Raw genomic sequence first — 12,872 nt, 5'->3', positions numbered from 1 at the left:
TAGCGCAGTCTGGCCCGCGCTATTGATTGGCCGGAGCGGTGCTTTGTTTGCCGGCCGCCGCCTGTTGCCCTTCATTGCGCAGCAGGCGCTCGCGCGGCGAATCCTCCGCCTTGTCTTTGCCGGCGCGCATATAGTCGTATGGCAGCAGCATTGTATCCATCACCGCCGAAAACGGCAGATCAATAGCCACCAACGGCATCATGGCCCAACTGGTATTGTCATCCTTTAGCATATCAACGCTGGCACGGGTGCCAGGGTAGTAACCCTGGTTTGGCCCAGTGTGGCTCATCACACTCGAGCACCCGCCGGTGGCCAACAGCAGGAAACTGGCCGCTATCACTTTTATCTTTATCATTTCATTATCCATCCTGATGGGGGTGATCCCCTAATTTGCTGATTTATAACATCATAAGATGTTTTTAAAAGAGCAAAGTCCCGCTCTGTGGCCGTTCTCTCACTTCATTGTAAGAGATTAATGGGCTTTCACCGCATTTTGCCATTATTTTTTACGCGTTACCCATTGAAAAAACACCGCCCACCCCTATCTGATCAGAAGAGAAAAGAGGAGTTCGCCGTCAGGGGATTCCGGCTAGCGGCCTGTCCAACAATGGAAGGCCAAGTGATTAAACCTCGCTGAGGTATTTAGGAGGCTGTTTTATGCGTAATTTCGATCTGGCACCACTCTACCGTTCTGCGATTGGCTTCGATCGCCTGTTTAACGCCCTGGAAGCGGGCCAAAGCCAGGGCAATGGCGGCTACCCGCCGTATAACGTTGAACTGGTTGATGAAAATCATTACCGCATCGCCATTGCCGTCGCCGGTTTTGCCGAAGATGAGCTGGATATTACCACGCATGACAACCTGTTGACCGTCCGCGGTGCGCATCAACGCGAGATCGCGGAAAAAACCTATTTATACCAGGGGATTGCAGAGCGCAATTTCGAACGCAAATTCCAGCTGGCGGAACATATCCAAATTAAAGGCGCCAAACTGGAAAACGGCTTGCTGTATATCGATCTGGAGCGCGTGGTACCGGAAACCTTAAAACCACGCAAAATTGAAATTAAATAATTGTTATTTTCATTGGTGATTTTTACCGATGAAAATATCGTACTGCCCGCCGACAGGGGGCAAATAACGTCATGCCCGATCGCCGTTGCAAGGCCACGGGTAATAATCTCGCTTCATAGAAGGAGTTAATACTATGCGTAATTACGATTTATCCCCACTACTGCGTCAGTGGATCGGCTTTGATAAACTGGCAAGCTCAATGGGCAGTCAGGAGCCGCAAGGGTTCCCGCCCTACAATATCGAAAAGAGCGACGATAATCATTACCGCATCTCCCTGGCGCTGGCCGGTTTTAAACAAAGTGAGCTGGATATTGAAGTGGAAGGTCCACGCCTGACCGTGCGCGGCAAACCTGCACTGCCGGAAAAACCGGTGGAATATCTGCACCAGGGGCTGGTATGCAAAGAGTTTACCCTGAGCTTTACCCTGGCTGAGCATTTGCACGTATCCGAGGCCGCGTTTGAAAACGGCCTGCTGCATATCGATATGGTGCGCCAGATACCGGAAGCGCTGCAGCCACAGCGGATCGCGATTGGCAGCACGCCTGGGATAGAAGTAAAATAACCGCCTGAAAAGCGTTATATTTTACGGGGGAGGCTTGAAAGTGCTTCCCCCGTTTCGTTCTGTGGCACACTCCGCATTCACTCACGTTGCCTTATGTCAGAATCCCTAAGGTTAAGCATCTATCCTACAACGTAGAGCAAGGTTTCAAACTTGTCTTAAGGTCGTAACCTATGAGCGATATCGCACAGGCTGTCAGCATGCTGGCGTTGGTGGCCGTTCTTGGGCTGTGGATTGGCAACTGGAAAGTGTACGGCGTGGGGTTGGGGATCGGCGGCGTGCTGTTTGGCGGCATTATCGTCGGCCATTTTGCCCAGACTTACCAGATCGTGCTCAACAGTGACATGCTGCATTTTATCCAGGAGTTTGGCCTGATCCTGTTCGTCTATACCATTGGCATTCAGGTTGGGCCGGGTTTTTTTTACTCCCTGCGCGTTTCCGGGCTACGGCTGAACGGCTTCGCCATCCTGCTGGTGTTGATTGGCGGCGTGGTGGCGGCCGTGGTGCACAAGCTGTTTGACGTTCCCCTGCCGATTATCCTCGGCGTTTTCTCCGGCGCGGTGACCAACACCCCGGCATTGGGCGCCGGCCAACAAATCCTGACCGATCTTGGTTCCGATCCGGCGCTGGTCGATCGCATGGGAATGGGCTATGCGATGGCATACCCGTTCGGCATCTGCGGCATTCTGTTGGTGATGTGGCTGCTGCGGCTGTTTTTTCGCATCAATATCGAGCAGGAAGCGCGGGCATTTGACGATAGCCAGGGCAACAGCCGTGAGCTGCTGCACACCATGAACGTTGCGGTGCGTAACCAGAACCTGCACGGTATCGCCATTCAGCAGGTGCCGCTGCTTAACGGCGACGACATCATCTGTTCGCGGCTAAAGCGGGGCGATCTGCTGATGGTGCCCGCACCGCATGAAAAGCTGGAACTGGGGGATTATCTGCACCTGGTCGGCAAGCGGGAAAGCCTGGAAAGCGCCCGGCTAGTGATCGGGGAAGAGGTGGACGCCTCGCTTTCCACCCGCGGCACCACGCTGCAGGTCGTGCGCGCCGTGGTCACCAATGAGCAAGTGCTGGGCAAGAAAATCCGTGAGCTGAACCTGAAGCAAAAATATGATGTGGTGGTGTCGCGGCTGAACCGGGCTGGGGTAGAGCTGGTCGCCGGCAGCAATGTGTCGCTGCAGTTCGGCGACATTCTCAATCTGGTTGGCCGGCCGGAGGCGATCGACGCGGTGGCGGCCATCGTGGGCAACGCCAGGCAAAAATTACAGCAGGTGCATATGCTGCCGGTGTTTATCGGCGTGGGGCTGGGGGTGTTACTCGGCTCGATCCCGCTGTTCGTGCCCGGTTTCCCGGCGGCGCTGCGTTTGGGGCTTGCCGGCGGCCCGCTGGTGGTGGCGCTGATTCTGGGGCGGATCGGCAGCATCGGCAAGCTGTATTGGTTTATGCCGCCGGGCGCCAACCTGGCGCTGCGTGAACTGGGTATCGTGCTGTTTCTGGCGGTGGTGGGCTTGAAGTCGGGTGGTAACTTTATCGATACGCTGGTGAACGGCGACGGGCTGGCATGGGTGGGCTACGGGGTGCTGATCACCGCCATCCCGCTGATCGCGGTGGGCGTCTTGGCCCGGCTGGTCGGCAAGATGAATTACCTGACGCTCTCGGGTATGTTGGCCGGCTCAATGACCGATCCGCCGGCGCTGGCCTTTGCCAACAACCTGCACCCGACCAGCGGCGCGGCGGCGCTGTCCTATGCCACGGTCTACCCGCTGGCGATGTTCCTGCGCATCATCTCGCCGCAACTGCTGGCGGTGCTGTTCTGGGCCATATAGGGGCTGCGGCAGCAGCCCCATTGCCGGCTAGCGAATTTGCACGGCCGGCGCCGCGGCATTCACTTCCCGGTGCGCGCGCTCAATCTCTTCCGCCAGGATTTTCACCCCTTGCTCTATTTTCTCCGGATCGGGCACGTAGTTCATGCGCATGCACTGGTGGGTGTGCGGCCACTCATGTTCCAGCCCCGGGAAGAAATAGTGCCCCGGCACCATTAGCACGCCACGCTTTTTCAGCCGCTGATAGAGCAGTTCGGTGGTGATCGGCAGATCCTTAAACCACAGCCAGAGGAAGATAGCGCCTTCCGGTTTGTGGATCAGGCAACGCTCCGCCGGCAGGTAGCGGCGGATAATGTCGATCGTCTGCTCCACGCGCTGGCGGTAAAAGGGGCGAATAACCTCATTGGACAGGCGCAGCAGATCGCCGCGGGCGATCATTTCCGCTGCCAGCGCGGGGCCGATGCTGCCCGGCGACAGGCTGATGATGCCGTTCATATTGCTCAACGCGCTGATGGTCTTCTCGTCGGCAACCACGATCCCGCAGCGCGAACCCGGCAGGCCGAGCTTGGACAGGCTCATGCACAGAATAATGTTGGGGTTCCACAGCGGGGTGGCTTCACTGAAGATAATGCCGGGGAACGGCACGCCGTAGGCGTTATCGATCACCAGCGGGATATCGTGCTGCTGCGCCAGCGCGTCCAGCTTGATCAGCTCGTCGTCGGTGATCACGTTGCCGGTGGGGTTGGTCGGGCGGGAGACGCAGATCATGCCGATATCGTTGCTGATGTTCAGGTGTTCAAAATCGACGTGATACTTGAACTGGCCGCCCGGCAGCAGTTCGATATTGGGTTTGGCGGAGACAAACAGCCCTTCGTCCAGGCCGGCATCGGCGTAGCCAATGTACTCCGGCGCCAGGGGGAACAGCACGCGGCGGCGGCTGCCGTCGGCATAGCGGCCGGCAAACAGGTTAAATAAGTAGAAAAATGCGCTCTGGCTGCCATTTGTCAGTGCAATATTCTGTGGCTCTATTTGCCAACCAAGCTCGTCGCGCAGCAACTTGGCCAGCGCTTTCAGCAGCGTATCCTTGCCCTGAGGGCCGTCATAGTTGCACAGGGCTTCGGTCAGTTTGCCCTGTTCGAGCATCTCCTGGCACAGCTGTTTGAAGTAGCTCTCCATCTCGGGGATTTGCGCCGGGTTTCCGCCGCCAAGCATGATGGCGCCTGGGGTTCGCAGGCCTTCGTTCAGATCGTCCATTAAGCGGGTGATGCCCGCGTAACGGGTAAATTTGTCGCCGAAAAGTGAAAAAGTCATAGGTGTAGCAATATTATTTTTAGCAGGTTAATCCGCCACCATACCGCCAGACAAACTCCGGTGCAATGCGCCGGAAAAATAAACCACCGGGCGTAAACTTCACTAGGTGGTTTATTTTTAGCATAATCCACTGTTTTACTGTGGCCGTTCGCCCACCCAAACCACCATCACTTTATCGCCGGCGTGCTGGCGGCTGAAGGCGTAGTAACGGGCGTTCTGCTGCGATTGCTGCGTGCCTGCACCAATGGCCGGGTGGCGGGCACGGAACTCGCCCAGGCGCTGCCAGTGGGCCAGCACCGGCGCTTTGGCGCCCTGCAGTTCCTGCCAGTTCATGTCCGAACGGGTGCCCTGCAGCGGATCGGAGCCGGTGGGGCCAAAGGCGCGCGCACTCTCATCGCCGTAGTACATCTGCACAGCGCCCGGCGCCAGCAACAGCAAATCTGCCGCGCGCTGTTGCAGCGGCAGCGATCCTTTGGCATCGCTGCTGAAAAACAGCCGTGTGTCGTGCGATGAAATATAGCTGAGTACGTTGAAGCCCTGCAGCTTGTCGGCCATCTGTTGGTAAGTGGGATCGATATTTGAGAAACAGTTCAGCGCCTCGGCCGCCCGATCCTGAAAGTCGAAGTTGATCATCGCATCGAAGCCGTTCTGGTAATAATCGCTTTTCATCACGCCGTGGCCCCAGGCTTCGCCGGTCATCCAGAAGGGGGCGTCATCCAGCGCCTGGGTCGGGTTGGCGGCCTTCCAGGCCTGTAGCGCCGCGGCGGCGCGCTGTTTTAGCTGCGCCAGCGTTGGCTTATCAACGTGCTTGGCGGTGTCGACGCGAAAGCCGTCAATGCCGTAGTCGCGCACCCATTGGCTGAGCCATTGCGTCAGGTAGTCGCGGGTGGTGCCGCCTGGGATCTCTGTGGCCGCCGTGTCCGGTTTGTGGCGGTAAAACAGCGGCAGGCCGCTGGCGCTGGCGGCTTCGGTTTTGATGTCCGGCAGGAACGCCAGCGACATGGTGAGATCGCTATAGCCCGGCGAGTCGTAATCCCCGATGTCGGTGCGGATCCAGTTTTTGCCCCACCAGGTTGCCCAGCCGGCTTTATCGCTGAAGTTGATGTAATCATTGAAGCTGTGCCAGTTCTGGCCGTGCGCCGGCTGCCAGTCGCCCCAGTTTTTACCCAGCGTTTTTTCAATGTCTTTGCCCTTCAGGTACAGCGAGCCGAACTGGAAGGTTTGCATATCGGCCAGGGTAGCGTAGCCAACGTGGTTCACCACCACATCGAACAGGATGCGGATGCCGCGCTTGTGCGCCTGTTCAACCAGCGTACGCAGATCCTGTTCGTTGCCCATGTTGGCATCCAGCTGGGTCCAGTCCTGCGTGTAGTAGCCATGATAGGCATAGTGCGGGAAGTCGCCTTTGGTGCCGCCGCCAACCCAGCCGTGGATTTGTTCCAGCGGCGAGCTTATCCATAGCGCGTTGACGCCAAGTTGCTGCAGGTAATCCAGCCGGTTGGTCAGGCCGGCCAGATCGCCGCCGTGGAAAGTGCCGATCTCCTGCATGCCGTCGCTGCGGCGGCCATAGCTGTGGTCATTGCCGGGATTGCCGTTTTCAAAGCGATCGGTCAGCACAAAATACACGGTGGCGTTTTGCCAACTGAACGGCGCGGCGTTTTCCGTCGCCGCCGTTTCAAGCAGCATGATGCCGCCGCTGCCGGCGGCCGGCTTCAGGGTGATTTTGCCCTGTGTGACGGTGGCGGTCTGGCCGGAATAGAAATCGCGCACCGTTTCGCCTTCGGCGAAGGTGCCGCCGACATCCACCGTCACCGGGTTGCCGTCCCAGCGTTGGCAGGTGCGGGTCGTTACCGCGGCGTTGGCCTCCTGCGCCTTCAGGCCCAACTGCAGGGTTGGCGTGCCGCTGCGGGTATCAATACGCACCTGGTATTCGCCGTCGCGGAACAGCCGCCAGTTCACCGGCGGATTGTTGCCGCACGGCTGTAGCGAAAGGGTTTGGTTGAGCTTTACTGCCTCGGTGGGCTGCCAGCACTGTTGGTCCTGGTAGAGCCGCAGCGGCAGTTGCCCCTTTTGCAGCGTGGCCTGGCTGCTGAACAGGCCGCTGGGGGATTCCTGAAATGCGGGGAAGGGTTGCAGCGCCCAGTCGGCCAGCGCCGCCGGGGGCAATAGCATCAAAAGGGTGAGGGTCAGGCGTTTCATAGCGCTCCTTACACGTGGCGGGAAGCATTGTTATCGTAGGGTCGCTTTCAGTGTGCAGGAGAAGGCAAAAATAGCCTCATCCCCGCGGCGGAAATGCGGGGATGAGGCGTCAGGGGGAGGCGCATTAGCGCTTCAGGATCTGGGGGTTAACGCAGTTTTCCGTTACCGTGCCGGTCAGCGCGGCAATCAGGTTATCTACGGCGCACTCAGCCATACCGTAGCGTGTTTCATGGGTTGCCGAGCCGATGTGCGGCAGGGCGACCACGTTCGGCAACTTCAATAATGGGGAACTGACCGGCAGCGGCTCCTCTTCGAATACGTCCAGCCCGGCGGCATGAATGGTGCCGTTTTGCAGCGCGGCGATCAGCGCGTTTTCATCCACCACTGAGCCACGGCCCGCGTTGATCAGGATGCCGCTCTTTTTCATCTTCGCCAGCTGTTCGGCGCCAATCATGTGGAAGGTCTGCTCCGTCAGCGGCAGCGTGATGCAGATAAAGTCGGATTCCGCCAGGAGCGTATCCAGATCGCAGCGGCGGGCGTTAAAGCGCCGATCGGCTTCTTCATGGGTGCGGCGGGCGTTATACAGTATCGGCATACCGAAGCCGAAGTGCGCGCGCTGCGCCAGCGCCAGCCCGATGCGCCCCATACCGAGGATCCCCATGGTCTTGTGGTGAACATCCACCCCGAACCAGTCCGGGCCGATACTGTGTTGCCATTCGCCGGCTTTAACCCGCTCGGCCACTTCCACGATACGGCGTGCGGTCGCCAGCACCAGGCCCATGATGGTGTCCGCTACGGTTTCCGTCAGCACCGTGGGGGTGTGCATCAGGACGACATTGTGGGCGTTGAGCGCGGCGACGTCGAAGTTGTCGTAGCCGACGGAAATGGTCGAGGCCGCGCGCAGATTCGGCGCCTGTTGCAGAAAGGCTTCATCCACTTTGCCGCCGGTGCCGATGATCCCTTCAGCCTGTTGCAATACCTGTTTCAGGTGTTCCGGGTTATCCGGGGTCAGGCTGTTGAAGGTATGCACGGTAAAATGCTGCTCCAGCCGTTCAAGCAGATCGGCCGGGATGCTTCGGTACAATACAATGGAAGGCTTCATTACAAACTCCAGCAGGCTAATAATTCATCCAACATAGCATAAAGCATAGCGTGCAGAGGGGCGTGCTGCCTGCCCCTCTGCTGAGATAATCCATCCCCATCAGGCCATTTGCGGATGGGTTTCAGCGCGGGCGGGCTTTACCACCAGCGTCAGCACTACCGCTACCACCAGCGCGATGGCCATAAACATGTATGAGGCGGCCGGCGTGCCGGTTGCGCCGTTCAGGTAGCCGACGAACCAGGAGCCAAAGAACGAGCCCAGGGCGCCCATGCTGTTAATTAGCGCCATGGCGCCGCCGGCCACGTTTTTCGGCAGCATTTCCGGAATGATGGCGAAGAACGGCCCGTATGGGGCGTACATCGCCGCGCCGGCAACCACCAGCAGGCCATAAGAGATCCAGAAATGATTCGGGCCAATGGCGTAGGAGCCGAAGAACGCCAGCGCGCCCACCAGCAGCAGCGGCCAGACAAACAGCTTACGGTTTTGCATTTTGTCCGACGCCCAGGAAACCACGATCATCGCGATGGTCGCGGCCAGGTAAGGCACCGCAGACAGCCAGCCCGCTTCAACCATGCCCATCTGCATACCGCTGCGCAGGATGGAAGGCAGCCACAGCACAAAACCGTAGACGCCGATGCTCCAGGCAAAGTATTGCACGCACAGCAGGATCACGTTGCGGGAACGGAAGGCTTCGCTGTAGTTGCGCACTGCCTTGATGCCTTTCTGTTCTTCTTCCAACTGCTGTTGCAGCGCCTGCTTTTCGTCTTTGCTCAGCCAGTTGGCCTGCGCGGGTTTGTCTTGCACCAGCATCCACCAGCAGAAGGCCCAGATGATCGCTGGGATGCCTTCAAAGATGAACATTTCCCGCCAGCCGAAGGCGTGGATCAGGTAGCCGGAAACGACCGACATCCACAGCACCGTCACCGGGTTGCCCAGGATTAAAAAGGTATTGGCGCGCGAACGTTCAGATTTGGTGAACCAGTTACTGATGTAAATCAGCATAGCCGGCATGACAGCGGCCTCCACCACGCCAAGAATAAAGCGGATTGCTGCCAGCATGGGGATGTTACTGACGATCCCGGTCAGCGAGGCGCAGCCGCCCCACAGGATCAGGCACCAGAAGATCAGCTTTTTGACGCTGCGCCGTTCGGCGTAGATCGCGCCGGGGATCTGGAAGAAAAAGTAGCCGAGAAAGAACAGGGCGCCCAGAAGGGATGCCATGCCTTTGGTGATGCCGAGATCTTCATTGATGCCGGCGGCAGAAGCAAAACTAAAGTTAGCGCGGTCGAGATAGGCCAGGCTATAGGTGATAAACACGATGGGCATGATGTACCACCAGCGTTTGACTGCGACAGTTGCTGTACTCATGTTCAGACTCCTCAGTGGTGTCTTGTTTCCCCGCTGGCTGCCTGGCTTATGGCCTGGCAACCCACGGGGACAGTATTCTCCCAGCACGTCCTGGCTGTAGGGCAAGAGGCGTACGCCGTTGGGAGCGGGCGGTTAATCAATGAATCGTTTTTATCGGTTTATGATTCGGCCAAAGCGGCGCGGGTCGGCAGGCCTTCGCTATCGCCGATGGCCTGGATCGCCAGCGAGCCGATTTTATTGCCGCGTTGCACCGCCTGTTTCAGCGTTTTGCCTTCCAGCAGGGCGCTGATCGCCCCCACGGCAAAGCCGTCTCCCGCACCCACGGTATCCACCACGTTGCTGACTTTAACCGCCGGCACCACGGCCTGATCGCCGGCGGCGGTTTTGAACCAGGCGCCTTCCGGGCCGGTTTTGATCAGCACCGCCTGCACGCCGTGCTCCAGATAGAAATCGGCGATGCCTTCCGGCGTTGACTGGCCGGTCAGGATTTGGCCTTCCTTCAGCCCTGGCAGCACCCAGTCGGCGGCAAACGCCAGCGCGTTAAGCTGCGCGATCATCACCGCCTGGCTTGGCCACAGCACCGGGCGCAGGTTGGGATCGAAGGAGATGGTTTTGCCCATGGCGCGCATTTCGCGTGCGGCGTAGTGGCACAGCGCCAGCGAGGAGCCGGACAGCGCCGCCGCCACGCCGCTCAGGTGCAGGTGGCGGGCGCGGCCAAAGTAATCCCGATCAAAATCGGCGGTGGAAAGATGGCTGGCGGCCGAACCTTTACGGAAATACTCTACAATGGGATCGGTTCCATCCAGGGCTTTGGATTTCATCTGAAAACCGGTCGGGTAGTGGCCGTCCACGGTAACGCAATGGGCGTTAACCCCTTCTTTTTTCAACTGCTGCAAGGTGAAACGGCCAAAAGCATCATTGCCCACCCGGCTCACCCAGCCGACGTTGAGGCCCAGGCGTGACAGGCCGATGGCCACGTTCAACTCGGCGCCGGCAATGCGCTTGGTGAAGGTTTCCACTTCTGCCAGATCGCCCGGCTGCGCCGCGACGAACATCGCCATGGCTTCGCCCAGGGTGACGACGTCCAATGCTGAATAGCGTTCGGTTGTCTGTGTTGCCATCATGTTTACTCCGCACGTAAAAGATTAACGTAGTGGCGGGTGACAGCCGCCAGATCGTCGCCCTGTAATGGGAACTCGATACCCCGCGGCGCGTCCTGCGGCAACAGGGCCAACAGGTTGCGCCAACTGCCGTCGGTTTCATCCAGCGCAATGGCGCGCCAGCCGCGCGGCCCTTGGGCGGCGGCCTTCACGTGGATATAGCTGACGTGGCGCGCCAGGCGCTCGGCCGCGGCCTGCGCGTCTTGCCCCACCCACAGCCAGTTGGCCATATCAAAAGTCATTCCTACCGGCAGATGGTTGTCTTCTGCGGCGTGGAAGAAGGCGTTGAGCATCGGCAAAACGCCGCAGTCGGGGGTTTGATCGTTTTCAACCACCAACTGCAGCGGGTATTTTTCCAGCGCCACTTTCAACGGGGTGAAGTCAAACCCCGGCTGATAATGGCCGAGCGACAGCTTGAGCTGGCGGGCGTGCAGGATCTGCGCTTCGGCCAGGCGCGCTTCCAGGTTTGGGTTAAGCGCATGCTGCGGCGTAAATAAGGCTTCCGGAGCGGAATAGACGGCGAATAACCCGTGCTGTGCGATGGCCTTGGCCAGCACCGGCAGGGCGTCGATGTCTTGCACGCTGAACAGCTCGCGGCGAATCTCCACGCCGTCTGCGCCAGCCTGCGCAATAAGCGGCAGCAGCGCCGCCTGGCCACCTTGCTGGCGGACGGCTTCGGCGCCATAGGCACCGGTCACGACGATAATTTCTTTTTTCATACCCGCTCCTGAATCGGCTGCGTTTTTTATTGCTGTTATAAATACGTTAGATGGAACCGGTTCCATGCGAAAGCGACAGAGTGTAAAAGTATGATCGAAATCACGAACGGTGAACAAAAAATAGTCGGAGTTTAAGCGGGTAAAAGCTGGCGTGTGCAGGCCGGATGTTTCCCCACTCGGCACCCTCACCCCAGCCCTCTCCCAGAGGGAGAGGGGGAAAACCGGAGTTCTTATCAAGACTAGTGCCGTGCCAACCCCTTGTTGTAGCGATATTTTTAAATCATTTGATAAGCGGAATGCTGAGCTTCCACTATTGCACGAGCGGCTCCCTCTCCCTGTGGGAGAGAGGAAACCCGGTATTGTTACCCTTGTTGTAGCGCTATTTTTAAATCATTTGATAAGCGGAATACTGAGCTTCCATTATTGCACGGGCGGCTCCCTCTCCCTGTGGGAGAGGGTTGGGGTGAGGGAAAAAACCTAGCGGGTCGTTGAACCTCGCACAATCAGCTCACCGGAAAACACCCGCTCTTCTGGTGCAGACGCCAGCCCCTGAATACGTTGCAGCAACTGCTCCAGCGCGGTATGCCCCATCTGATAGGTCGGCTGCTTTAGCGTAGTAATCCCCACCCCGGCCAGCTCCGCCCATTCCAGTTCGTCAAAGCCCAGCAGGCCGATATCGCTACCCCAGTGCAGGCCGAGGCGGCGCATGGCGCGCGCCACTTGCAGCGTCAGCGCGCCGTTGGCGGAAATCACCGCCTTGCGCATACCGCGATGGCGCAGATTAAATTCCCGCAGCACCGTTTCCAACTGTGGGCCGTCGTTCAGCGGTGTTTCCGCCTGTTCCGCCGCCAACGCTGGGTGCTCCGCCATGGTTTGGCGGAAAGCGAGCAGGCGCTCCAGGCGGGTGTTAACGGTGCCGACCGGTTCACTTAGGAACAAAATGGCTTCAAAACCCTGTTGCAACAGGTGCTCCGTGGCCCGGGTTGCCGCTTCATGGTTGTTCAGCCCCACCACATCGCAGGTGAAATCCGGGATTTTCCGGTCGATCAGCACCATAGGCAACTGCGACTGATGCAACGCCGAGAGCGCGTCTTCACGCATCCCGACGGCGTTAACGACGATGCCCTCGACCCGGTAGCTGCTGAGCAGTTGCAGGTAGTGCTGCTCCTGGTTGACTTCATTGTTGGTGTTGCACACCAGAAGGGTGAAGCCGTGCTGGCGGCAGGCGGCTTCGATGCCGCGCATCACATCCACCGAATAGGGGTTGGTGATATCGGCGATAATCAGGCCGATCAGCCGGGTCTGGCCGCCTTTTAGGCTGCGCGCCATCTGGCTTGGCCGGTAGTCGAGCTGTGTAATCGCCTGCTGGATGCGGCGTTTGAGATCGTCAGACAGCAGGTGCTGTTCACCGTTCAGGTAACGCGACACGCTGGTCTTGCCGGTTTTGGCGGCTTTGGCCACATCGCTGATGGTAGCGCGCCCGGCGGCGCGCGATGCCTTCACACTGCTCACGGTCGATCCCTCCTGAGGTAGATAGCCACTGAGCCTAACACA

Annotated in this window: 11 protein-coding genes; 3 read left to right on the top strand and 8 right to left on the bottom strand. The window is 58.8% G+C overall.

Features of this window, described 5'->3' with window-relative positions; all coding sequences use genetic code 11:
* Window positions 1-19: 19 nt before the first annotated feature.
* Window positions 20-355, bottom strand: coding sequence for a YceK/YidQ family lipoprotein (locus ACN28Q_RS11545; protein ID WP_095846478.1), 336 nt, complete (start codon window positions 353-355; stop codon window positions 20-22).
* 302 nt (window positions 356-657) lie between these two features.
* Between ACN28Q_RS11545 and ibpA the strand changes: the two genes are divergently transcribed.
* The 3 genes from ibpA (at window position 658) to ACN28Q_RS11530 (ending at window position 3,462) form a co-directional block, all read left to right on the top strand.
* Window positions 658-1,071, top strand: a complete 414-nt coding sequence (gene ibpA, locus ACN28Q_RS11540) for a small heat shock chaperone IbpA (protein WP_095846477.1) — start codon at window positions 658-660, stop codon at window positions 1,069-1,071.
* A gap of 133 nt (window positions 1,072-1,204) precedes the next feature.
* Window positions 1,205-1,633 carry a small heat shock chaperone IbpB gene (gene ibpB, locus ACN28Q_RS11535; protein WP_095846476.1) on the top strand — a complete coding sequence of 143 codons (429 nt, stop codon included), beginning with the start codon at window positions 1,205-1,207 and terminating at the stop codon, window positions 1,631-1,633.
* A 170-nt stretch (window positions 1,634-1,803) separates the two neighbouring features.
* Entirely contained in the window at window positions 1,804-3,462 is a 1,659-nt protein-coding gene (locus ACN28Q_RS11530) for a putative transporter (protein WP_095846475.1), read from the top strand.
* A 27-nt stretch (window positions 3,463-3,489) separates the two neighbouring features.
* On the opposite strand, the gene ACN28Q_RS11525 is transcribed toward ACN28Q_RS11530, so the two are convergent.
* From ACN28Q_RS11525 to ACN28Q_RS11495, 7 genes are all read right to left on the bottom strand, one after another.
* Window positions 3,490-4,770 carry a valine--pyruvate transaminase gene (locus ACN28Q_RS11525; protein ID WP_095846474.1) on the bottom strand — a complete coding sequence of 427 codons (1,281 nt, stop codon included), beginning with the start codon at window positions 4,768-4,770 and terminating at the stop codon, window positions 3,490-3,492.
* A 135-nt stretch (window positions 4,771-4,905) separates the two neighbouring features.
* Window positions 4,906-6,969: an alpha-amylase gene (locus tag ACN28Q_RS11520; RefSeq protein WP_095846473.1), complete on the bottom strand. Its 2,064-nt coding sequence runs from the start codon at window positions 6,967-6,969 to the stop codon at window positions 4,906-4,908.
* 124 nt (window positions 6,970-7,093) lie between these two features.
* Window positions 7,094-8,071 carry a glyoxylate/hydroxypyruvate reductase GhrB gene (gene ghrB / locus ACN28Q_RS11515; protein WP_095846472.1) on the bottom strand — a complete coding sequence of 326 codons (978 nt, stop codon included), beginning with the start codon at window positions 8,069-8,071 and terminating at the stop codon, window positions 7,094-7,096.
* A 99-nt stretch (window positions 8,072-8,170) separates the two neighbouring features.
* Window positions 8,171-9,439 (bottom strand): MFS transporter, encoded by a 1,269-nt coding sequence (locus ACN28Q_RS11510; protein WP_095846471.1) that lies wholly within the window; start codon window positions 9,437-9,439, stop codon window positions 8,171-8,173.
* 158 nt (window positions 9,440-9,597) lie between these two features.
* Window positions 9,598-10,563: a sugar kinase gene (locus ACN28Q_RS11505; protein WP_413541217.1), complete on the bottom strand. Its 966-nt coding sequence runs from the start codon at window positions 10,561-10,563 to the stop codon at window positions 9,598-9,600.
* 2 nt (window positions 10,564-10,565) lie between these two features.
* Window positions 10,566-11,318, bottom strand: a complete 753-nt coding sequence (locus tag ACN28Q_RS11500) for a sugar phosphate isomerase/epimerase family protein (RefSeq protein ID WP_095846470.1) — start codon at window positions 11,316-11,318, stop codon at window positions 10,566-10,568.
* A 477-nt stretch (window positions 11,319-11,795) separates the two neighbouring features.
* A complete protein-coding gene (locus tag ACN28Q_RS11495; RefSeq protein ID WP_095846469.1) occupies window positions 11,796-12,830 on the bottom strand; it encodes a LacI family DNA-binding transcriptional regulator in 1,035 nt (344 codons plus the stop codon).
* Window positions 12,831-12,872: the final 42 nt, after the last annotated feature.

The sequence above is a fragment of the Gibbsiella quercinecans genome, from assembly GCF_002291425.1.
Lineage (GTDB): Bacteria > Pseudomonadota > Gammaproteobacteria > Enterobacterales > Enterobacteriaceae > Gibbsiella > Gibbsiella quercinecans.
The sequence above is the reverse complement of the archived record's forward strand: the minus strand, read 5'-3'. Positions and strand labels throughout refer to the sequence as shown.

Coding starts and splice junctions, on each gene's coding strand:
- ACN28Q_RS11525 (WP_095846474.1), bottom strand. CDS start 4,770: ATGACTTTTTCACTTTTCGGCGACAAATTTACCCGTTACGCGGGCATC.
- ACN28Q_RS11510 (WP_095846471.1), bottom strand. CDS start 9,439: ATGAGTACAGCAACTGTCGCAGTCAAACGCTGGTGGTACATCATGCCC.
- ACN28Q_RS11530 (WP_095846475.1), top strand. CDS start 1,804: ATGAGCGATATCGCACAGGCTGTCAGCATGCTGGCGTTGGTGGCCGTT.
- ibpB (WP_095846476.1), top strand. CDS start 1,205: ATGCGTAATTACGATTTATCCCCACTACTGCGTCAGTGGATCGGCTTT.
- ibpA (WP_095846477.1), top strand. CDS start 658: ATGCGTAATTTCGATCTGGCACCACTCTACCGTTCTGCGATTGGCTTC.
- ACN28Q_RS11500 (WP_095846470.1), bottom strand. CDS start 11,318: ATGAAAAAAGAAATTATCGTCGTGACCGGTGCCTATGGCGCCGAAGCC.
- ACN28Q_RS11545 (WP_095846478.1), bottom strand. CDS start 355: ATGATAAAGATAAAAGTGATAGCGGCCAGTTTCCTGCTGTTGGCCACC.
- ACN28Q_RS11520 (WP_095846473.1), bottom strand. CDS start 6,969: ATGAAACGCCTGACCCTCACCCTTTTGATGCTATTGCCCCCGGCGGCG.
- ACN28Q_RS11505 (WP_413541217.1), bottom strand. CDS start 10,563: ATGATGGCAACACAGACAACCGAACGCTATTCAGCATTGGACGTCGTC.
- ghrB (WP_095846472.1), bottom strand. CDS start 8,071: ATGAAGCCTTCCATTGTATTGTACCGAAGCATCCCGGCCGATCTGCTT.